The organism is Marivivens niveibacter (genome assembly GCF_002150005.2).
Taxonomy (GTDB): domain Bacteria; phylum Pseudomonadota; class Alphaproteobacteria; order Rhodobacterales; family Rhodobacteraceae; genus Marivivens; species Marivivens niveibacter.
On record NZ_MSPP01000002.1, the window covers coordinates 105,488 to 127,431 of the forward strand.

The window sequence follows — 21,944 nt, forward strand, 5'->3', positions numbered from 1 at the left end:
CTTTTCATAGGCGAAAACAGGGTTAGCCTTATGAAAACACGGGACCACGGCGGAAATCTGGACGCGGCCATCGCACAATACGGTGGCACGCGATCAGATTGGGTTGATCTATCAACAGGCATAAACCCTGTACCCTATCCAGTCGGCGATATTTCGGCGCAATCATGGGGCACCCTACCAGATAAAACCGCGATGACGGCGCTGATCGCGGCGGCGCGTAAATTCTGGAACGTGCCCGACCGCGCCGCGATTTTACCTGCAAATGGCGCCTCGGCTCTTATTCGGCGCATGCCAGAGATTGCAGGCAGCGCCTATATCCCCACCCCAACCTATAACGAACACGCCGCGGCCTTTGGATCTGCCGATACGTCCAACCCGATGTCGCCAGTTCATATCTATGTGCACCCCAATAATCCTGACGGACGGCTTTGGCCTTCAGATGCGATCGGCGGGCGGCCAATGACGGTCATCGACGAAAGCTTTTGTGACGTCACCCCGGACCAATCGCACATAAGTCGCGCAGGCGAAGACGGGATCGTGATCCTCAAAAGCTTTGGAAAATTCTGGGGGTTGGCGGGGTTACGCCTTGGGTTCATGATCGGCACCCCCATTTTGATTGCCCGCATGGCCGAATTGCTGGAGCCTTGGTCGGTCAACGGCCCTGCGTTGGAAATCGGCACGCGCGCCCTGAACGACCCCGAATGGGCCGAACAAACGCGACATAGGTTGTCAGAACACGCGGCATATATGGATCGAATCTTTACCGCGAAAGGGGCAACCATCGCGGGCGGAACATCGCTATTTCGCCTTTATAGGGTCGATTCTGCGGTTCAATGGCGGGATCGTTTGGCCCGTGGTCATGTCTGGTCACGCATCTTTCCATATGCGGATGACTGGATCCGTGTGGGGCTGCCCGCGCCGCATCAATGGGACCAACTAAAGGCCGCTTTATGACCATCATTTTGGCAATGCTATTGGACGCCATTTTTGGCGAACCAAAAGCTATTTGGACGCGCATACCCCACCCCGCCATTTTGATGGGCCGCTGCGTGTCGTTCATTGACCGCACCCTGAATCATGGCCCAATGCGTCGCGACATGGGTATCGCCGGCATGGCAGGTTTGGTCGTCGCATTCGCACTTCTGGGGCATCTGTTGGAACAGTTTATCGGCTGGCCAGCACAGGTGATCGTTGGTGCTATTTTACTGGCTCAAAAATCATTGGTGGATCATGTCCACGCTGTGTCGGTCGGGCTGCGTCAATCGTTGGCCGATGGACGTTTTGCCGTTTCGATGATCGTAGGGCGCGATACCGACGCCATGGACCAGCCCGCAGTCGCCCGCGCCGCAATCGAAAGCGCCGCCGAAAATTTCAGCGATGGCGTCATCGCACCATTGTTCTGGTTTTTAGTCGGCGGATTACCCGGTTTGATGGTCTATAAAATCACCAATACTGCCGACAGCATGATTGGGTACAAAACCGAGAAATACATTGAATTCGGTTGGGCCGCCGCACGGTTTGATGATCTGCTGAACTTGATCCCTGCTCGGCTGACCGCACTACTGTTTATCCTACCCTACCCCCGTCTATGGCATTTCAAATCGATCTACGCAGATGCCATCAAACACCGCAGCCCCAATGCTGGCTGGCCAGAGGCCGCATTGTCGCGCGTTTTGAATGTCGCGTTATCGGGCCCACGCCCCTATCACGGCCAAATGCAAAACTATGATTGGGTGAATGACGGCGCACGCACCGCGCTAACGGTCGATGACATTGATGCAGCCATCGTCCAGCTGTGGCGCGCGTGGTCGATCGCTTTGATCATGATCCTGCTGATCGCCTTTATCTGCGGTTGAAACCTGATGGGCGAATGATACGCTCCTCTCAAGTTTTAAAGGAGCCATCATGCGTGTTATCGCCACCCTTGCCGCGCTTTGCTGCGCTACAGCTGTATCTGCACAAACTTGCGGAGGCTCTTTCAGCAGTTTTCTGTCGGACGTAAAATCCGAAGCCATCGCCCGCGGTCATGCACCTGCAACCGTGGACCGTTTTCTGGCGAACGCGCGTCAAGATGACGCCGTGATCCGCGCAGACCGCGCGCAGGGCGTATTCCAAATGGATTTTGTGACCTTTTCGCGTCGCCTGATTTCGCAAAATCGCATGGATAATGGCCGCTATTACGCGAACAATCAGGACGCCATATTTGACCGCATCGAACGTGAATATGGTATCCCGCGCGGGGTGCTACTGGCGTTCTGGGCATTTGAAACCGATTTCGGGCAAGTTCAGGGCGATTTCAACACGTTGAACGCGCTATTGACCTTGGCGCATGATTGTCGCCGTCCCGAATTGTTCCAGCCGCAGGTTTATGCCGCGTTAGAACTGTATGAGCGCGGTGATTTTGACCCTGTCCGCACCACCGGCGCATGGGCAGGCGAAATCGGGCAGGTCCAAATGCTGCCTGAAGATATTATTCGCAATGGCCGCGATGGCGACGGCGATGGGCATGTCGATCTGAAAAACTCGTCGGCAGATGCGCTTTTGTCGGGGGCATCGGTTTTGTCTTCGCTTGGGTGGCGTCCGAATGAACCATGGCTGCAAGAGGTCACCGTGCCTGCCGATCTTGATTGGTCACTGACGGGATTGAATCACGAAATGATGGGCCGCGAATGGGAACGGCTAGGCGTGCGTGCCACCAGCGGCGATATCGCAGGAAACCTGCCCGCGTCCATTCTGCTACCTGTGGGGCGCAAAGGACCCGCATTCATCGCATACCCGAATTTTCAGGTATATTTCGAATGGAACAAATCCATGGTCTATGTGACCACCGCTGCTTATTTTGGGACCCGCCTGATGGGCGCACCAGCTTATGACGCTGGCAATCCGGACCCTGCCCTATCTGGCGAAGAGGTCATGGCACTACAGCGGAAACTGGAATCCATGGGCTATGACGTTGGCGGGGTCGACGGGATTATCGGCGCAATGACCCGCGAGGCCGTTCAATCCGAACAGGAACGGTTGGGGCTGCCCGCTGACGCATGGCCGACGCGTGACCTGCTGAACCGACTGTAACGCGATTGGTACGTTGGGGCATCTGCACGACAACCAACGCTCCGATCGGGGAGGTGGTTGAATTTGCCGTCCATCACCTGTCGCTGGGCGCAGATCACCTGTGGCTGCACCTTGATACCCCGTCGGATGACGTCGTCGATAAATTGGGGCACCTTGCCAACGTAACCATCATCCAATGCGACACGCCGTATTGGAACCAGCTTGGCGGGCGACCAGACGAACACCAGCTGCGTCAGGTCATGAATATGCAAAGGGTCTACAACAACACCGTTGTGGATTGGGTCGCGCATATTGATGTCGATGAATTCATCGTTGGCGACGATATTTCCAGCGTCCTTGCCGACCACGATGGTGCGTTGATGGTGCGTATGAAACCATGGGAAGCGTTATTTTCACCGCATGATGGCAGCTGTTTCAACGCGCACCTTTTTCGAACAGCTTTGCGCGGCGATACGGCAAAGCAACGCCGACGCCAATCATTTCAGGAATACACCCCATTATTGCCCAAAGGCGCACTAAGCCATACAGCAGGCAAAGCATTTTTTAGGACGGGCACAGGCCTATCGCCGCGGATACACAGCGCGCGTTTGAACCACGCCCCCCTTGATCCTGTACCGTTCGAAGATCGGCTGCAATTACTGCATTTTCATGCCCAAAATCGCACAAACTGGTTGGCGCATTTGCCGTATCGATTGGAACACGGGGCGTATCGCGCCAACCCGAAATTGTCGGCGTTTTTAAAAGATGCTTCAGATGATGAGGTCAAAGATTTCTACAACCAGGTGATGCGCATCAAACCATGGCTGCGTGATAAATTGATAGCCGAAGGTTTGATGATCGATATCGATCTGCACCTCGCCCTAAAGGTAGACGCCGTTATGCGACCATAGCTTCGGCCTTTTTCAGGTCGACCGACACCAACTGACTGACCCCCTGTTCCTGCATCGTGACGCCGAATAGGCGATCCATACGCGCCATCGTGACGGCGTGGTGCGTGATGATCAGGAAACGCGTGTTTGTGCGGCGGGTCATTTCATCCAGCAGATCACAGAAACGGGTGACGTTCGCATCGTCCAGTGGCGCGTCGACCTCGTCCAGCACACAGATCGGCGCAGGGTTCGCAAGGAACACCGCAAAGATCAGCGCCAACGCTGTCAGCGTCTGTTCACCACCCGATAGCAGCGACAGAACCGACAGTTTTTTGCCTGGCGGTTGGCACATGATTTCCAGACCCGCCTCTAACGGGTCATCGGATTCAACCAAAACCAGCTTCGCCTCGCCGCCGCCAAAAAGGTGCGTGAACAAGGTGCCAAAGTTTTCGTTCACCTGTTCAAACGCGGTCAGCAGGCGTTCGCGGCCTTCGCGGTTCAGGCCAAAGATACCTTGGCGCAGCGCTTTGATCGCTTCCTCTAGATCGGCCTTTTCACCGGTCAGCGTGTCGTATTCGGCCTGGACTTCGATCGCGTCCTCTTCGGCGCGCAGGTTCACAGCACCCAAGGCATCGCGCTGGCGTTTGTAGGTATTCACCTGATTTTCGATCTGCTCGGCGGGCGGCATATCTTCTGGATTGACGTCCAGAGCCTCTAGCAGCTTATCGGGTGTGGTATCTTGCGCTTCGGCAATGCGTTCAGTTGCATAGGTCACCGTTTCGCGGGCGGCTTCGTTGCGGGCTTCGGCGCGGGCGCGGGATTCTCGGGCCTCGGATGCCAGACGTTCGGCGTCGCGTTCTTCCATCTGGATATCGCGCAGACCGTTTTCTGCCTCGGCCAATTTGTCAGCAGCGGCGCGGCGGCGTTCCTCGGCGTCCTCAATCGCGGCGTTCAGCTCTTCACGTTGTTCCGCGATTTCCTCAGGGGCTGCCATCGCCTCATACAGCTGATCTTCGCTGTCTTCTTTGCGCTCCACCAATTCAGAGGACCGTTTCGTCGCCGTATCCAAACGGTGACGCCAGCCGCTGATTTCTTTGGTGATCTCTTGGCTGCGTTTGGTGCGCGCATCGCCTTCGCGACGGACTTCGTCGAATGCGGCGCGTTTGGTCATCATAGTCATCCGCGCGGCCTCGACCGCCATTTTGACGTCTTCAACGGCGGCGCGGGCATCGGATAGGTCGGGCAAGCTGCGCGCGGTCGCCTCGGCCTCAGACAAAGCCTTGCGAGCGGTCAGCGCCTCTTCTTCGTGGCGACGCAGAGCCAGCTGAGATGTTTCGCGTTTCCCTTCGGCCAGATTGCGGTCCGCCTCGGCTCGCGATAGCGCGCGGGCGGCATCAGCCACCTGCTGGTCCGCAGCACGGCGGGCATTGCGGGCCATTTGATCCGCTTGGGTCAGGGTTTCCAAACGGGCCTGCATTTCTTCGTGCGCGGCGCGGGCCTGTTCGGCGCGATCCTCGGCGGCCTCTAGATCGGCGCGCAGAGCATTCAGGCGGTTGATTTGTTGCAGGCGTAGCGCGGCGGCAGATGGCGCGTCTTCGGCGCCGGCGCGATAGCCATCCCAGCGCCACAGATCACCCGCAAGGCTGACCAACCGCTGACCAGGTTTCAGCATCGGCTGTAGGCGTTCGGCGTCGATGTTGTCTATCAACCCGATCTGCGCCATACGGCGGCGCAGTACATCGGGCACATCGACGAAATCGGTCAATGGACGCGCGCCATCTGGCAGGGATTGCGCCGCATCGTAATCGGGCAACTTCGACCAACCAGTTTTCAGATCGCCATCCAAAACAGGCGCACGCAAGTCATCGGCCAAGGCCGCGCCCAGCGCCTTTTCATAGCCCGATTTCACCGATAACAGATCAAGGATCTGCGCCCCTTCGGCGCTGTCACGTTCGACCAATTTGGCCAGACCGTTCACCTCGGCCCGCAGGGCGTTCACTTCGCCTTCGGCAGATGACCGCAGGGCGCGGGCGTCGACCTCGCGCGATTGCATTTCGGCGCGGGCGGTTTCAGCCTCGATCAATGTTTCTTCGGCATGTTCGGCGGTGGCAATGGCGGCGGCTTCGGCCTCTTCTGCGGCGGCGAATTGTTCTTCGGCGCGGGTCAGGGCGGCGTCAGCGTCCTGCATCGCGGTGCGGGCGCGAACGGCATCTTCTTCAGCCTTGGCCAATGTTTTGCGGCTGTCATCCAACAAACGTTGCGTGGATTGGTGACGAGCAGACAGACGCGCGACATCTTCGGTCTGTTCCGACAACAGGGTTTCGCGTTCCTGCAACATAGAAGCGGCCTCGCGCGATGCGTCTTGCGCGGCCTCTAAACGCGCATCATGGCCTTGGCTCGCCTTGCTGATTTCGCGCGCTTCCCACTCCAGACGTTCGATCGTTTGTTCCGCGTCCACGTTCAGACCGCTTTCGCGTTCAATATCGCGGGCCAGCTGATCGATGCGGTTTTTCAGAGTCTGAATCGTCTCTAACGCGCGGATTTCCTGATCTTTGAGCGTATCGCGCTGCACTTGCAGGCGTTGTAGGATCGCCGCGGCAATCGCCTCTTCTTCGCGTAGGGGCGGCAGTGCTTCTTCGCCTTGGACACGTTTTGCGGTGGTCGCGCGGGCGTGGCTTTCGGCCTGCGATGCGGCAACGGTGCGTTCGCGCAGAACGTCCACGGCGGCCAAACGCGCCTCTTCGGCTTCTTTCCAGCGGCGGTACAGCAACATGCCTTCGGCGTGGCGCAGGTTTTCACCGATTTCGCGATACCGCGCCGCCTGACGCGCCTGTCGGGCTAATTGGTTCAGCTGATTGGCCAGTTGTTCGGTCACGTCATCGACGCGTTCCAAATTGGCCTCTGCTGCTTTTAGCTTCAGCTCTGCCTCGTGGCGACGCTGATATAGGCCGGAAATGCCTGCGGCTTCTTCCAAAATACGGCGACGCGCCTTGGGTTTCGCGTTAATTAGTTCGGAAATCTGGCCCTGACGGACCAGCGCGGGCGAATGCGCACCGGTCGAGGCATCCGCAAACAACATCTGTACATCGCGGGCGCGCACGTCTTTGGTGCCGACCTTATAGGCCGATCCAATATCACGGGTGATACGGCGGACGATTTCCAAATTATCCGCATCATTGAACGCGGCAGGGGCCAGACGTTCCTGATTGTCGATAATCAGCGATACTTCGGCGAAATTGCGGGCTGGGCGGGTTGCGGCACCAGCAAAGATCACATCCTCCATTCCGCCGCCACGCATCGCCTTAGGGCGGTTTTCACCCATGACCCAGCGCAGCGCCTCTAGCAGGTTGGATTTACCGCAGCCGTTCGGACCCACCACACCGGTCAGACCATCGGCGATGATCAGGTCGGTCGGGTCGACAAAGCTTTTAAAGCCGTTCAGCCGCAGTTTGGTAAACTTCACGCGATATACTCACTGATTCCGTTAGGGTCTGATCTTGCTGAACGCGCAGGGCCTGAGTCAATGGTGACCCACTTTATCTGGCCAGATGAGCGGTTTTATCCACAAGATATCGCCATATCCAGCAGGTTTGCGACAGGTGATTGCAGTGACAAAGGGGCAATGATCTATTCGGAGGCAGCATATTTATTTTCGGATTTTCCCATGATTCTGATTGAACGCACGTCCCCAAAACACCCGCAGGCAACGGCGCTGCTAAAGGCGTCGCACGCCCTAATGCAGAGCCTTTTCCCGCCCGAAGATAATTTCTACCTAGAGATTGATGACCTTTGCGTGCCGTCGATCCGTTTTTTTACCGCGCGCAAAGGCGACACCATTTTCGGCACCGGCGCATTGGCGATCAAAGACGGGTATGGAGAGGTCAAATCCATGTTCGTCGCCGAAAACGCCCGCGGATCGGGCGCGGCGGATGCCCTGCTCCGCCAGATCGAGGATGAAGCCCGCGCCGAAAATCTGGACTGGCTAAAACTGGAAACCGGCAACCTGCTGCATGCCGCGCACAAGGTTTACGCCCGTCACGGTTTCACGAAATGTAGGCCATTTGGCGATTATCCCGATGCGAACTCTTCGATTTTCATGGAAAAACGTCTAACTGCGTTGTCAGACGACGAAGGATAACACCGTGACCCTGACTGCAGACTACATCCAATCCACCTATGAAAAGATCAAAGACGATACGATCCAAACGCCAACCGTGCGTGCATCGCGTCTATCCCCACGTTTGGGATTTGATCTGTTTCTGAAATTGGAAAACCTGCAGCACACCAACGCGTTCAAAGCGCGCGGGGCCTTGGCGAAACTGCTGACGTTATCAGACGCCCAGAAACACGCAGGCGTTATTGCGTGCAGCGCGGGCAACCACGCCCAAGGCGTCGCATACCACGCCACCAATCTGGGCATTCCGTCCGTCATCGTCATGCCCGAAGGCACGCCGTTCAACAAAATCCAGCGTACGCAGGATTTCGGGGCCAAGGTCGTCATCCACGGCAACGGGTTTGACGACAGCGTTGCCTTTACCAAAGATATGGCAGACCGCGATGGCCTGACCTTTATTCACCCGTTCGATGATATCGACGTGGTCGCGGGCCAAGGCAGCGTTGCGATCGAAATGTTGGCGCAGCAGCCCGATCTGGACGTGATCGTTGTGCCCATCGGCGGCGGCGGTCTGATCGCGGGCATGGCAACCGCGGCCAAGGCGATTAAACCCGACGTTCAAGTAATCGGCGCGCAGGCGCTGTTGTTTGACGCAGTGAAATCGGCCATCGACGGCACACCGCCTCATTTTGCGGGCGCATCACTGGCCGAAGGCATCGCCGTCAAAGCGCCGTCAGAAAACAACATCGGCATCATCCGCAACACCGTCGACCGTATCGAAACCGCGACCGAAGAAGAGATCGAAGACGCGATTTTCGACCTACTATCGAACGAAAAAATCGTGGCCGAAGGCGCGGCAGGCGCGGGCATGGCGGTGATCAATCAGCTGCGCGATGAATTGCAGGGCAAAAAGGTCGGGCTGGTTGTCTGCGGCGGCAATATCGACAGCCGCATTTTATCAACGCTGATCCTGCGCGGATTGGTGCGCGACGGACGGATTACACGCCTGACGTTCGTCATTGACGACCGCCCCGGTCAGCTGTCGGAAATTTCGCGCCTGATCGGCGAAGCCGGCGCAAACGTGGTTGAGGTCATCCACCAACGCATGTTCCAGAGTGTCGCCTTGAAACAGGCCGAACTGGATGTGGTGATCGAAGCGCGCGATATTGAACATGTGCGCGACATCGTCGGCGTCTTGCGCGACAAAGGGTTCAACGTTTCGACAAACAACGAAACGCTGTAACGCCTTAGCCTTCTTTTTTCGCGGCGGCTGCCTTTTTCATTTTTTCCAGAATGGCTTTTTTGTCATTGCGAGGATCAGCGGTCTGTTTGTTGCGGCCCTTTTTGTTCATGTCCAGGTCACGGGTGTAACCACTGTGAACGGACGACGGACCCGAAGTACGATAATCTGGCATAGTATGCTCCTTTTTCTGGGCTGATGCCCTATTCGTCGGACATTGGCAATTGGCGGGTTGCGAAACCCTGCCATGCGCAGCAATGTCCACCCAAACCGGAGGATACCAATGTCAGACGAAAATCAACAGCACGCCGAACGCATGAAAAAGGTCAAAGCGGCGCGCGACAAAATGATGGCCAAAAAGACCGATAAAAAGGGCCTGATCATCGTGTACACAGGCGACGGCAAAGGCAAATCAACGGCTGGCTTTGGCATGATTTTCCGTCACATCGGCCACGGCATAAAATGTGCGATTGTGCAGTTCATCAAAGGCAAATGGCCCAGCGGTGAACGCGACATGATCAAAGAACGCTTTCCCGATATCTGCCCCGTTCACGTCATGGGCGAAGGTTTCACTTGGGAAACCCAAGACAAAGAGCGCGACAAAGAAATGGCCGCAGCCGCATGGGAAAAGTGCAAAGAATTGGTGCGCGACGAATCCAACAGCATGGTTCTGATGGACGAAATCAACATCGCACTGCGGTATGATTATCTGGATATCAACGACGTGGTGACTTTCCTGCGCGATGAAAAACCGCACATGACCCACGTGGTTCTAACGGGCCGCAATGCGCACCCCGACCTGATCGAAATCGCCGATCTGGTAACGGAAATGAAGCAGGTAAAACACCCGTTCAAATCCGGCATCGCCGCACAGGTAGGTGTAGAATATTGAACTGGAATGACCCGCGAACAATCCTAAGTTAAATCCCGAAAGGGGTTTGATATGACAAAACTTTTAGGAATTTGCGGGTCGCTTCGCGACGGTTCATATAACTTGATGCTATTGAAACAGGCGGCCGAACGGTTTGGCGCGGATCAGTTCAACATCGCAGAAATCCGTATGGAATTATACGACGGCGATGTCGAAGAACGCGATGGCATCCCTGCCGCTGCGCAGGCGCTATACGACCAGATCAAGGCGTCGGACGCCGTGATCATCGCAACGCCCGAATACAACAAATCCATCCCTGGTGGTTTGAAAAACGCGCTGGATTGGGTCAGCCGCATCGAAGGTAACCCGTGGGAAAACAAACCCGTGTCGATAATCTCAGCAGCCGCAGGTCGCGGGGGCGGTGACCGGTCGCAATATGCGCTGCGCCACGCGCTGCAACCCTTTGCCCCGCTGCTGCTGAATGGCCGCGAAGTCCTTGTCGGCGGTGCGTTCAATGCCTTTGGCGACGACGGCAAACTAGCTGACGATCAGGCGGTTAAGATGCTAGACACGCACCTAGGCGCGCTCAAAGACCTGATTACATACTCGCAGTCGGCTTAAACCCGTCTGGAATAGCGTCGTGGCCGTCCAACATCAGTTCGGCCATGACCTCGGCTATTTTCGGGGCCATACCGAACCCGATTTTAAACCCGCCATTTGCGATAAATTCGCCGTCCCGCAGGGGGTGATGCCCGATCATCGGGGCGCGGCTTTTGGCACGGGGGCGCACACCGGCCCAGCGTTCGATGACGGGCGCGTCTTTCAACACGGGAAACGCTGCAATGGCGCGGGCGATAATATCGTCCAACTGATTGTCCGTGGTATCAGGCGCATCAAATTCGCGTTCGCTGGTGGACCCAATGGCGACCGAGCCGTTCGCGTGCGGCACGATATGCAGACTATCGGCAAATAACTGAGGCAGCAGCCAACCGTTGTATTGCAACACAGCGGCCTGACCTTTGACACCATTGCCGACGTTTTTCCCAACAGTTTCGGACAGTTCCATCAATCCGCGCCACCCTGTGGCGTGCAGGATTTTGCCCTCTGCCGCGCCTTCGGTCACGATTTCACCGCCCAGTGCAACAATCGCCGACGCCAACGCGTGACAGGCCATGCGCGGATGCATCAAGGCGCTAAGGTTATCCCAAACGACCTGCCCCGTGGGCGTGGGCGGGCACCAATCGCCGAAATCACGCGCGCCTGCCACCTGCCATTCGTATTTCCCGCGCCACAATTCGCGCGCGTTTTCGGTGCGCATTTGCGCCAGTTCAATCGTGCGTTCGTCGGCCAGCGGCTGCAATCGCCCCGACCGAACATAGCCCGCGTGTTCGCCCGATACCTCGGCAACCTCGGCCCAGAATTTGGCGGCCATATCCAGACTTTGGAATTGGAATTCCTTTTTGTCGTTCCAATTTTCGGGAACATGCGGGGCCAGCGCCCCAACGACCCCGCCCGAAGACCCAGCGGCCACGCCATTTGGATCGATTACGCGCACGCGGGCCTTGCGTCTGGCGCAGGCATAGCCCACTGCTAGACCAAAGGCGCCTGCGCCGAAAATTGTTACATCTACCGTTGCCATGGCCCCACCTTGGGTTAGTTGCTGCGACGTATTTAAGGCAGACCAGTATGAACGACCAGCCGATTGCGGATATCGAATGGCGCGACGACACGATCCCTGTGTCGAAACAGTTCGATGACCCTTATTTTTCGATCAACGACGGTCTGGCCGAAACGCGGCATGTATTCATTGCGGGCAACGACCTGCCCCAACGGTTCGGAGGCGATTTCCACATCGGCGAATTGGGGTTCGGCACGGGCCTGAATTTTCTGACGACTTGGGCCGCATGGATCGCGGACGGATCGCGCGGAATGGTGACCTTTACCACGTTTGAGGCGTTTCCGATGTCTCTGGATGAAACCGAACGCGCTTTGGCAGCTTTCCCTGAAATTGCGCCTTTGGCCGATCAGATGATCGCGGGCCTGCGGGCGGGCGACACGACATTCGGCAACATCCGTCTGAACATCGTCACGGGTGACGTTCGCGAAACCCTGCCGCAATCAGACCTACAGGCGGACGCGTGGTTTCTGGACGGGTTCAGCCCTGCCAAAAATCCCGAAATGTGGGGCGCTAATTTGATGCAGCATGTTTACGACCACACTGCGCTTGGCGGCACCTTTGCCACCTACACGGCGGCGGGCCATGTGCGCAAATCGCTGGAAACCGCAGGGTTCACCGTGACCCGTACCAAAGGGTTCGCCCACAAACGCCACATGTCACGTGGGATCAAAGAATGACCGAACAAAACAATCGCATGGGCATCTGGATGATGGTGCTGGTCACCTTCATTTTCTCTGTCCAAGACGCCGCATCGCGCCATTTGGGCGAACTTTATGACATCCGTTTCATTGTTATGGTGCGGTTCTGGTTCTTTGCGCTATTCGCGGTGGCTCTTAGCTATCGGGCCACGGGATCGGCCTTTGGAGCGCTGAAAACCAAACAACCGATCGCACAGTTTTTCCGCGCCCTGATTATGGTTTTGGAAATCGGCATCATGGTGGTAGCCTTTACGAAACTGGGCCTTGTGGAAACCCATGCGATTTTCGCCTGCTATCCGCTGATCATCGCGGCATTATCAGGCCCGATTTTGGGCGAATCCGTTGGCTGGCGGCGTTGGGTCGCCATTGGCATTGGGTTTATCGGCGTCTTGATCATCCTTCAGCCCAGCGACGGGGTGTTTTCGCTCGTGTCGTTGTGGGCCGTTGTTCCGACAGTCATGTTCGCGACCTACGGCATTATGAACCGCTACGTGGCGCGCAAAGATTCGGCAGCAACGTCGTTTTTCTGGATGGGCGTTTTCGGGATGATCATGTCGACAGCGGTCGGCGTGTTCTACTGGGAAAACATGGCGCCCGTCGATTGGATTTGGATGCTGTTTTTATGCATCATCAGTCTGGCCGGTCATTACCTGTTGATCCGCGCGTATGAGGTCGCCCAGGCCAGCGCCATCCAACCCTTTGCCTACCTACAGTTGCCGTTCGCATCCTTTATCGGCGTCACGATGTTTGGCGACAACCTGCGCACCAATGTTGTTATCGGTGCAGTGATTGTTGTGACGGCGGGCGTGTTCACGTTGATCCGCGAACAGCTGGCCGCGCGCAAACAGACTAAGGCCGCGCGAGCGGTCGCGGGGCGTTAACCGGCGCATAAGGACTGGTCGACATCGATGGTTCGACTGTGTCGTCCCATGGGCGCACGGCGGGGCGCACCAACGGTTTCACACCGCGTAATAGGTCTGAAAATTCAATGGGACCGCTGACCGTCCCATTCAGGCGGGCGTTATAAATCAGAATGCTTTCCGTCACGCGCTGCACATAGTTACGGGTTTCGCTAAACGGGATCATCTCGATCCAATCAATGACATCCGCGTCGCCTGTACGGGGATCACCGCGTTCATCGATCCACCGTGCAGGACGGCTAGGCCCCGCGTTATACCCAGCAGCAATCATAACAGGCGATGGGCCAAACCGATCCTGCAAATTCCACAGATATTTCGCACCCAAGGTTGCGTTATATTCCCAATCTGCGGTCAGGCGCGCGCGGCTATAGGGCAGATCCAATTCTCCAGCGACTTCTTCGGCTGTCGCAGGCATGATCTGCATAAGGCCCAGCGCCCCGACCGCGCTGCCGACCACAGGATTAAATTCACTTTCGCGGCGTGCAATCGACAGGGCTAATTCAGGATCTACTGGCAAATCCATGCGGTGCAGATCGTGCAGCGGGAAATATAGATCAGGAATGATCATACCACGCGCAGCAGCCGATTTACCCAAGAGCAGCATAAAGAATGGTTCGTTCCTGCGGCGCAGTTCCAACCCCACAGTACCCAATTCAGCGCGATCCAATGTTCGGCCCAATGCCGCAAAAAACAAAACAGCCGACCCACGTTCACCCGCATCCAGCAATTCAAAACCGGATCGCGCCCATTCGTTCGACGACACAGGCGAGGCATCATAAGGATCAAACAGTTCCGAACGGATCAGCGATGGATCCAGTGATTGACCCAATTTTTCCGCGGCCAAAAGACCATAGAACGCCGTTTGATGTGCAGCCGCTTCGGCATAGGCGGCTTGGGCCGATGGAGCATCACCCAAGGCATCATAGGTGCGGCCCAACCAATATCCCGCACGCCCCGACGAAATTGGTCCATCTACTGCGTCTTTCAAACGATTGAAATGGATTCGGGCAACCGCAGGTTGGTCCAGAAACCGCAGTGCGATGTAGCCCGACAACCATTCCAGATCTGCATAGGGTTCACCATTTTCGGGCGTTAAAAAATGCATACTCGCCAATTGATAGGCGCGATAATATCGCCCCTGGCGCATGTCCCAACGGGCAAGGTTACGGCGCCAGCCAGACCATCGAAATGGCTGAGATAGGCTTTCGGCGGAGTCTGTATGGGTCAATAGGATCGCGATCGCGTCTGTGTAATCGCCGCGATTGGAAAGAAAATTCATTCTGTCATAGGCAAGCCCGACATCATCACGACGGGTCGCAGGAACAGCGGATAGTTTTGCGCCCCAATCATTAGAACGGCGGATCAGGGCGATGCGTGCCTCTGCCACGGCCCGATCATCGTCGTGCAGATATTCCAATATCCATTCCACATCATCCGCGCGCGACCGCCACAGCATATTTTCAGCGCGAATGGCGTGATGCGCCGTCAAATCTGGACCAAATTCCGCAATGATTGCGGCAGTTTCTTCTTCGGTCAGGCCGTATTTTTCCCAAATATTTTGAATAACCGCGCGGGCTTGTTCGTTTTGTCCCAACGCCCGCAAAGCTTGGGCAAGGCGCAAGCCCCCTGTCCCAGTTTCGGGTTCGTTGTCCGCAAACCACGCCACCACATAGCTAGGATCGGTTTCGTCGGTGATTGATTCTTCGCCTCGGGCACGCAGACGGTCAATTCCGGGCCAATCGGAATGTTCAGCTGTAAACGCGATGTAGTCACCAAAGGTGCCTTCACCTTCGCGCAGACGGGTCCAAGTGATCAGGTCGTGGGCCAATAAATCAAGCCCGACAAGGCCATAGGCGGAATCCCATTCGCCTGCGCGACCTGCTTCGAATGCGTTTGATAGGGCCGCATCTTGGGCATTCATCGGCGATGCCAATGCCCCGATCAGACCGAAGACCATCAGTTTACAGCGTAAAAATGCCATGAATTCCTGCCCTTTTTCAAAAGAGCCTAACGCCCAATGCACAAAGCACAACTCACAAACTTGGCAAGCGGCGGAAACCCGTCTAGGTTCCGCGCGTTTTAACACGGGCCGATTCACGGCCCTTAGCACAAGGAAAGCGTGTCATGCTCAAAGGATCGATGCCAGCATTGGTAACGCCGTTCAAAGACGGCCAAGTGGATCTGGACGCGCTGAAAAAGCTGGTCGAGTGGCACATCGACCAAGGGTCGCACGGTCTGGTCCCTGTTGGCACCACTGGCGAAAGCCCAACGCTGAGCCACGAAGAACACGATCTGGTTGTTGAAACCGTAGTCAAACAGGTTGCGGGCCGTATTCCTGTTGTTGCGGGCGCAGGTTCAAACAACACTATTGAATCCGTCCGTCTGGTCGAAGCCGCAAAAAAAGCTGGTGCCGACGCCGCGCTGGTCGTGACCCCGTATTACAACAAACCGACCCAAAAAGGTTTGATCGCCCATTTCGAAGCGACCGCAAAAATTGGCCTGCCGATTGTGATCTACAACATCCCTGGTCGTTCGGTCGTGGACATGACCCCAGAAACCATGGGCCATCTGGCAAAACTGCCAGAGATGATCGCAGTGAAAGACGCGACTGGCGATTTGTCCCGCGTTCCTAAATGCCGCATCACCTGTGGCCACGATTTCATCCAGCTATCGGGCGAAGACGCCACCGCATTGGGTTTCAACGCACACGGCGGTCTGGGCTGCATTTCGGTCACCGCGAATATCGCGCCGAAACTGTGTTCCGAATTCCAAGAGGCAACCCTGCGCGGCGATTACAAAACCGCACTGGAATATCAGGATCGCCTGATGCCCCTGCACGACGCTGTGTTTATCGAACCAGGCGTTGCAGGCGCGAAATACGGTATGTCGCTGCTGGGTCTATGTTCTGACGAAGTCCGTTCGCCACTGACCCCACTAGAAGACAGCACCAAAGAACGCATTCGCGCGGCCATGGTGCACGCTGGCCTACTGAATTGAGCCGCACCCCGGCGACCGGTCGGGAAAACCTGATCGGGTCTCTGTTCATGATCCTTTCGATGGCGGGTTTCGCCATCGAAGATTCATTTATCAAATACGCCACTCTGACCGACCGCCAGATCCCGCACGGGCAACTAATCGTCATGGTCGCCGCCAGCGGCATGGTGTTTTTCGGCGCTATGACCGCATTTCGCCGTCAGCCGCTATTCCCCGCTGAATTACTGTCCAAACCTCTGCTGATCCGTGGCGGGTTCGAAATCATGGGGCGGCTTAGTTATACGCTGGCGTTCATCCTTGCCCCGCTGATCACGGCGACCGCTATTTTACAGGCGACCCCGCTGGTCGTTGTGGCGGGCGCAGCGCTATTTCTGGGCGAAAAGGTCGGACCGCGCCAATGGGCCGCGGTCGTATTGGGTTTCTTTGGCGTGATGCTGATCCTGCGACCTTGGGGGGCGCAATTCGATTTCCTGACCATTCTGGCGGTTCTGGGCATGATCGGTTTTGCGGGCCGTGATCTGGCAACCCGCGCTTCCCCTGCCCGCCTGTCAAACTGGCAATTGGGGTTCATCGGATACACAATGTTCACATTGGCGGGTTTGATCATCTGGGGCCTACAGGGCGGGTTCACCCAGATTTCAGGCGCGGCGATGACCTATATCACAATCGCAGCCATGGGCGGGATCACTGGATATTTCGCGCTGACCGTCGCAATGCGCACGGGCGACGTGGGCGCGGTCACGCCGTGGCGGTATACCCGTCTGATCATCGGCGCGATACTGGTTCTGATCATGTTCGGCGAACCCATCGATCTGCCCACCATCATCGGCAGCGTGATTGTCGTGGGAAGCGGCATTTTCACCATGATCCGCAGACGGCAGCGGCAACAGACCTAACCGCCCCTTGCCCCCACTGCGGCAAAGCCCTATCTGGGTTGAACTATGGCCAAGAAAAAAGAAAACACCAATTACAAGGTCATCGCAGAAAACCGCCGCGCGCGGTTTGATTATGCGATCGAATCCGACCTAGAGGTCGGCATCGTCCTCATGGGGTCCGAAGTGAAATCGCTGCGCAACGGGCAGTCGAACATCGCCGAAAGCTATGCCTCGGTCGATGATGGTGAACTATGGCTAACGAACGCCTATATCGCGCCTTACGCCCAAGCCAAAACCTGGGGCCACGAAGAACGCCGCAAACGCAAACTATTGTGTTCGAAACGCGAATTGTCTCGCTTGTGGAATGCCACCAAACGCGAAGGCATGACCATCGTGCCGCTGGTGATGTATTTCAACGACCGCGGTTTGATTAAGCTAAAGATCGGCGTCGCCAAAGGTAAAAAGAACCACGACAAACGGGCCGATAGCGCGAAACGCGATTGGAACCGTCAAAAACAGCGTCTGCTGCGCGATCGCGGATAAATTCCAACCAATTCACGCTGGTTTTTAGTGCAAAGGCGGTCGCGCCTCTTGCCTCATATTATTACCCGCGCTAGTGGGGTTCGGATTGCTACTATCATCCGAAAGGGCACGCGAATGACCCAGACCACTCAGGATGATCCGCGCACCTTGGTTTCGACCGAATGGCTTGCGGCCCATCTAAAAGATGCTGACCTGCGCATTCTGGATGCCAGCTGGTTCCTGCCGACCGAAAACCGTGATCCACGCGCGGATTTCGCCGCGAACCACATCCCTGGCGCACGTTTTTTCGATATCGACGAAGTTGCCGATCTGCGGTCGGACCTGCCGCATATGCTGCCGCCAGTTGAAAAATTCCTATCGCGCGTGCGCGCCTTGGGCGTTGGCGATGGCCACCAGATCGTTGTCTACGATTCCAAAGGCCTGTTTTCCGCCGCCCGCGTTTGGTGGATGTTCAAGGTATTTGGTCACGATCAGATCGCTGTTCTAGATGGTGGCCTGCCGAAATGGACCGCCGAAGGCCGCCCGACCACGGATGCAGACCCCGTGATCCGCGACCGCCACATGCTGGCCGACGTGCGACACCACATGGTCAAAGACGTGACCGAGGTCGCCCGCGCGTCGAAACTGCGCGATTACGACATCGTGGATGCCCGCACCGCCGAACGGTTCCGCGGCGACGCCCCTGAACCCCGCGAAGGCCTGCGCGCAGGCCATATTCCGGGTGCGAAAAACGTCCCCTTCTCGACCGTTCTGAACGCAGACGGCACGATGAAATCCGCAGACGACCTGCGCAGCGTGTTTACCGCCGCAGGCGTTGATCTGTCGAAACCCGTAATCACAACCTGCGGATCTGGCGTGACCGCAGCGGTTTTGTGCCTTGCCCTTGAACGCATGGGCAAGACCGATCACGCGCTATACGATGGCTCATGGTCCGAATGGGGCATGTTTGCCGACCTTCCTATCGCAACCGGAGATGAATGATGCTCGAGCATCTTACCGAACAACCCGCCGATAAAATCCTTGCCCTGATGCAGGCCTACCGCGAAGACCCACGCGACAACAAAGTCGACTTGGGCGTTGGCGTCTATAAAAACGCTGAAGGCGTCACTCCGGTGATGAAAGCGGTCAAAGCTGCCGAACAAAAGATCTGGGAAGCCCAAACCTCCAAGGCGTACACATCGCTGGCTGGCGAACCTCAGTACATCGAAGGCATGATCGATCTGGTGCTGAACGGCGCTGTTGATCGCGCACGCATCGGCGCTGTGACCACTCCGGGCGGTACAGGCGCTATTCGTCAGGCGATGGAACTGATCCAGCGCACATCGCCAGACGCGACCGTCTGGGTTTCGAACCCAACATGGCCAAACCACGTGTCGATCCTGAACTATCTGGGCATGAAGCACAAAGCGTACAGCTATTTCGACACCGCAACCCGCGACGTTGATTTCGCAGGTATGATGGCTGATCTGGCAAATGTTGCTGCCGGTGACGTTGTTCTGCTGCACGGCTGCTGCCACAACCCAACAGGCGCAAACCTGACACTGGACCAGTGGAAAGAGGTCGTTGCCCTGATCAACGAAAAAGGCGCGATCCCACTGATCGACATCGCCTACCAAGGTTTCGGTGACGGTCTGGACGCAGACGCAGCGGCAACCCGTCTGGTTGCTGGTTCGGTTGGTGAATGCCTGATCGCGGCGTCCTGTTCGAAAAACTTTGGCATCTACCGCGAACGCACCGGCATCCTGATGGCCATCGCGGGCGATGAAAAAACTGCGAAACTGTCCCAGGGCATGCTGCAGTTCCTGAACCGCCAGAACTACTCGTTCCCGCCAGACCACGGCGCCCGCATCGTAGCGACCATCCTGAACGATGCTGAGCTACGCAAAATGTGGGAAGAGGAGCTGGAAGAAACCCGTCTTTCGATGCTGAACCTGCGTCAGCAGCTAGCGGACGAATTGAAACGCCTGACCAACTCGGATCGTTTCAATTTCCTAGCAGAACACCGCGGCATGTTCAGCCAGATCGGTACCACCGCCGAAAAGGTTGAAAAGATGCGCGCGGACAGCGCCATCTACATGGTCAGCGACAGCCGCCTGAACATCGCAGGCCTGAACGACAAAACCGTTCCTCTGCTGGCCAAAGCGATCGTAGACGCTGGCGTATAATTGACGCGCCCGCGGGCAACGCCCGCGCGAAACATAAACAACAAACGCCCGCAGCATTTGCTGCGGGCGTTTTCATTTTAACAACAGACATAAAAAAACCCGGGCGCGAACGCCCGGGTCTAAATTCCGATGAAAGGATATTAGCCTTTCGAGAATTCTGGGTAAGCTTCCATACCCAGCTCTGCTTTATCCAGACCGTTGATTTCGTCTTCTTCGGATACGCGGATGCCAACCAGGGCCTTCAGGATGAACCATACGACCAGCGACACAACGAAGGTGAAGATACCGACAACAACGATGGAGTACAGCTGAGTGCCCAGCGATGCGTCACCGTTGGTAAATACAACTGCGATGGTGCCCCAGATGCCGCAAACCAGGTGAACTGGGATAGCGCCGACAACGTCGTCCAGTTTCAGTTTGTCCAGCAGAGGAACAGTGATCACAACCAGGATACCGCCGATAGCGCCGATGATGGTTGCTGCACCCAGAGTTGGGGTCAGAGGCTCTGCAGTGATCGAAACCAGACCAGCCAGTGCGCCGTTCAGTACCATGGTCAGGTCGACCTTTTTGTACAGAAGTTGGGTCATGATCATTGCTGCGATTGCGCCGCCTGCTGCTGCAGTGTTGGTGTTCGCAAAGATACGCGATACGTCAGCTACGTCACCTACGGTGCCCATTGCCAGCTGCGATGCGCCGTTGAAGCCGAACCAACCCAGCCACAGGATGAATGTACCCAGAGTTGCCAGAGTCAGGTTCGAACCTGGGATTGGGTTTACGCGGCCGTCTTTGTATTTACCGATACGTGGACCCAGTACCAGCAGACCAGCCAAAGCAGCCCAGCCACCTACCGAGTGTACAACGGTCGAACCAGCGAAGTCCAAGAAACCAGCTGCGTCCAAGAAACCGCCGCCCCATTTCCACGAAGCTTGCAGAGGGTAGATCACAGCAGTCAGAACTACGGTAAATGCCAGGAATGGCCACAGTTTGATACGCTCAGCCAGAGTACCCGAAACGATCGATGCAGTGGTTGCACAGAACATCAGCTGGAAGAAGAAGTCGGATGCGGTCGCTGCATAGCCGTAGTCATCAGCGCCATCACGAGCAACGCCAACAGCTTCCAGAACGCCTACGCCCCAAACGCCGGACAGAACGCCGTCAACCGACCATGTGCCCAGTGGGTACATCAGGTTGTAACCGATCAGGTAGTAGAAAATCGCTGCCAGCGAAAACAGAGCGACGTTTTTAGTCAGCTGCATCGCAACGTTTTTGGTGCGAACCAAGCCAGCTTCTAGCATCGCAAAACCAGCTGCCATCCAGAATACCAGGAAGCCACCGATCAGGAACAATAGCGAGTTAAAAATGAAAATAGTGTCCGAAGCCGCATCAACGCCAGCTTCTTGGGCAAAGCCCATCGCTGGAAGCGCGGTCAGCGCTGCAGCAGCAGGGAGGAGTTTAGTAAGTTTCATGGAAATTCCCCTGTCGTCGCCTTATAGGGCGTCGTCGTTAGTTTCGCCGGTGCGCACGCGAACGGCGCCCTCAACGTCGAGAACAAAGATTTTACCGTCGCCGATTTTTTCGGTTTTGGCGGTAGCTGCGATGGTCGAAACGATCTGGTCGGCCATGTTATCAGGCACGACGATCTCTAGTTTGACCTTTGGAACAAAGTTCACAGCGTATTCAGCACCACGGTAGATTTCTGTGTGACCGGACTGAGAGCCAAAGCCCTTGATTTCGGTCACCATCATGCCGCGAACGCCAGCGGCGGTTACAGCTTCGCGAACCTCCTCCAGCTTGAACGGCTTGATAGTAGCAATGATCAGTTTCACGTTCTTCCCCTTGCGATATTAATCGACTGACCCCATCTGGGATCTCGCCCCGCTACTGAGCGTGTTAGGTGCCCATTCC

Annotated in this window: 21 protein-coding genes; 15 read left to right on the forward strand and 6 right to left on the reverse strand. The window is 56.5% G+C overall.

Annotated features, from left to right (window positions below):
- The first annotated feature begins 30 nt into the window (after nt 1-30).
- Genes BVC71_RS06390 through BVC71_RS06405 form a run of 4 tightly spaced genes read left to right on the forward strand, consistent with a single transcriptional unit; the run spans nt 31 to nt 3,962 of the window.
- Nucleotides 31-954, forward strand: coding sequence for a threonine-phosphate decarboxylase (locus BVC71_RS06390; protein WP_086450828.1), 924 nt, complete (start codon nt 31-33; stop codon nt 952-954).
- Entirely contained in the window at nt 951-1,856 is a 906-nt protein-coding gene (cbiB, locus tag BVC71_RS06395; protein WP_086450829.1) for an adenosylcobinamide-phosphate synthase CbiB, read from the forward strand. Before BVC71_RS06390 ends, cbiB begins: the two co-directional genes overlap by 4 nt.
- Before the next feature lie 49 nt (nt 1,857-1,905).
- Nucleotides 1,906-3,072 (forward strand): lytic murein transglycosylase, encoded by a 1,167-nt coding sequence (locus BVC71_RS06400; protein WP_086450830.1) that lies wholly within the window; start codon nt 1,906-1,908, stop codon nt 3,070-3,072.
- 53 nt (nt 3,073-3,125) lie between these two features.
- Nucleotides 3,126-3,962 (forward strand): glycosyltransferase family 2 protein, encoded by an 837-nt coding sequence (locus BVC71_RS06405; protein ID WP_165767738.1) that lies wholly within the window; start codon nt 3,126-3,128, stop codon nt 3,960-3,962.
- Here the strand turns inward: BVC71_RS06405 and smc are convergent.
- Nucleotides 3,949-7,404 (reverse strand): chromosome segregation protein SMC, encoded by a 3,456-nt coding sequence (gene smc, locus BVC71_RS06410; RefSeq protein ID WP_086450832.1) that lies wholly within the window; start codon nt 7,402-7,404, stop codon nt 3,949-3,951. The genes BVC71_RS06405 and smc overlap by 14 nt on opposite strands.
- A 201-nt stretch (nt 7,405-7,605) precedes the next feature.
- Here smc and BVC71_RS06415 point away from each other — a divergent pair, with 201 nt between their 5' ends.
- Both BVC71_RS06415 and BVC71_RS06420 read left to right on the forward strand, forming a co-directional pair.
- Nucleotides 7,606-8,079, forward strand: coding sequence for a GNAT family N-acetyltransferase (locus tag BVC71_RS06415; RefSeq protein WP_086451247.1), 474 nt, complete (start codon nt 7,606-7,608; stop codon nt 8,077-8,079).
- A gap of 4 nt (nt 8,080-8,083) precedes the next feature.
- Nucleotides 8,084-9,298: a threonine ammonia-lyase gene (locus BVC71_RS06420; RefSeq protein WP_086450833.1), complete on the forward strand. Its 1,215-nt coding sequence runs from the start codon at nt 8,084-8,086 to the stop codon at nt 9,296-9,298.
- A 4-nt stretch (nt 9,299-9,302) separates the two neighbouring features.
- Here BVC71_RS06420 and BVC71_RS15450 read toward each other — a convergent pair whose 3' ends face one another.
- On the reverse strand, nt 9,303-9,470 hold the full coding sequence (locus BVC71_RS15450) for a hypothetical protein (protein WP_165767739.1): 168 nt from the start codon (nt 9,468-9,470) through the stop codon (nt 9,303-9,305).
- Nucleotides 9,471-9,578: 108 nt separating this feature from the next.
- Between BVC71_RS15450 and cobO the strand changes: the two genes are divergently transcribed.
- A complete protein-coding gene (gene cobO, locus BVC71_RS06425; protein WP_086450834.1) occupies nt 9,579-10,187 on the forward strand; it encodes a cob(I)yrinic acid a,c-diamide adenosyltransferase in 609 nt (202 codons plus the stop codon).
- Nucleotides 10,188-10,238: 51 nt separating this feature from the next.
- Nucleotides 10,239-10,787 (forward strand): NADPH-dependent FMN reductase, encoded by a 549-nt coding sequence (locus BVC71_RS06430; protein WP_086450835.1) that lies wholly within the window; start codon nt 10,239-10,241, stop codon nt 10,785-10,787.
- On the opposite strand, the gene BVC71_RS06435 is transcribed toward BVC71_RS06430, so the two are convergent.
- Nucleotides 10,765-11,805 (reverse strand): NAD(P)/FAD-dependent oxidoreductase, encoded by a 1,041-nt coding sequence (locus BVC71_RS06435; RefSeq protein WP_086450836.1) that lies wholly within the window; start codon nt 11,803-11,805, stop codon nt 10,765-10,767. The genes BVC71_RS06430 and BVC71_RS06435 overlap by 23 nt on opposite strands.
- 47 nt (nt 11,806-11,852) lie before the next feature.
- Here BVC71_RS06435 and mnmC2 point away from each other — a divergent pair, with 47 nt between their 5' ends.
- Together mnmC2 and BVC71_RS06445 are read left to right on the forward strand one after the other, a co-directional pair.
- Entirely contained in the window at nt 11,853-12,521 is a 669-nt protein-coding gene (gene mnmC2 / locus BVC71_RS06440) for a tRNA (5-methylaminomethyl-2-thiouridine)(34)-methyltransferase MnmC2 (RefSeq protein ID WP_086450837.1), read from the forward strand.
- A complete protein-coding gene (locus BVC71_RS06445) occupies nt 12,518-13,423 on the forward strand; it encodes a DMT family transporter (protein WP_086450838.1) in 906 nt (301 codons plus the stop codon). The genes mnmC2 and BVC71_RS06445 overlap by 4 nt, the downstream gene beginning before the upstream one ends.
- Here BVC71_RS06445 and BVC71_RS06450 read toward each other — a convergent pair.
- A complete protein-coding gene (locus tag BVC71_RS06450) occupies nt 13,392-15,443 on the reverse strand; it encodes a lytic transglycosylase domain-containing protein (RefSeq protein ID WP_086450839.1) in 2,052 nt (683 codons plus the stop codon). The genes BVC71_RS06445 and BVC71_RS06450 overlap by 32 nt on opposite strands.
- Before the next feature lie 143 nt (nt 15,444-15,586).
- Here BVC71_RS06450 and dapA point away from each other — a divergent pair, with 143 nt between their 5' ends.
- The 5 genes from dapA (at nt 15,587) to BVC71_RS06475 (ending at nt 20,039) form a co-directional block, all read left to right on the forward strand.
- On the forward strand, nt 15,587-16,459 hold the full coding sequence (gene dapA, locus BVC71_RS06455) for a 4-hydroxy-tetrahydrodipicolinate synthase (RefSeq protein WP_086450840.1): 873 nt from the start codon (nt 15,587-15,589) through the stop codon (nt 16,457-16,459).
- The gene (locus BVC71_RS06460) at nt 16,456-17,352 is read left to right on the forward strand and encodes a DMT family transporter (RefSeq protein ID WP_276267706.1); all 897 of its coding nucleotides are present in this window, start codon (nt 16,456-16,458) and stop codon (nt 17,350-17,352) included. Before dapA ends, BVC71_RS06460 begins: the two co-directional genes overlap by 4 nt.
- A gap of 45 nt (nt 17,353-17,397) precedes the next feature.
- Nucleotides 17,398-17,874 carry an SsrA-binding protein SmpB gene (gene smpB, locus BVC71_RS06465; protein ID WP_086450841.1) on the forward strand — a complete coding sequence of 159 codons (477 nt, stop codon included), beginning with the start codon at nt 17,398-17,400 and terminating at the stop codon, nt 17,872-17,874.
- A 114-nt stretch (nt 17,875-17,988) separates the two neighbouring features.
- Nucleotides 17,989-18,855, forward strand: a complete 867-nt coding sequence (sseA, locus tag BVC71_RS06470; protein WP_086450842.1) for a 3-mercaptopyruvate sulfurtransferase — start codon at nt 17,989-17,991, stop codon at nt 18,853-18,855.
- Entirely contained in the window at nt 18,855-20,039 is a 1,185-nt protein-coding gene (locus BVC71_RS06475) for an amino acid aminotransferase (protein WP_086451249.1), read from the forward strand. The genes sseA and BVC71_RS06475 overlap by 1 nt, the downstream gene beginning before the upstream one ends.
- 140 nt (nt 20,040-20,179) lie before the next feature.
- Here the strand turns inward: BVC71_RS06475 and BVC71_RS06480 are convergent, their stop codons facing one another.
- Both BVC71_RS06480 and BVC71_RS06485 read right to left on the reverse strand, forming a co-directional pair.
- Nucleotides 20,180-21,505 carry an ammonium transporter gene (locus tag BVC71_RS06480; RefSeq protein WP_086450843.1) on the reverse strand — a complete coding sequence of 442 codons (1,326 nt, stop codon included), beginning with the start codon at nt 21,503-21,505 and terminating at the stop codon, nt 20,180-20,182.
- 21 nt (nt 21,506-21,526) lie between these two features.
- Nucleotides 21,527-21,865 carry a P-II family nitrogen regulator gene (locus tag BVC71_RS06485; protein WP_086450844.1) on the reverse strand — a complete coding sequence of 113 codons (339 nt, stop codon included), beginning with the start codon at nt 21,863-21,865 and terminating at the stop codon, nt 21,527-21,529.
- Nucleotides 21,866-21,944 lie beyond the last annotated feature (79 nt).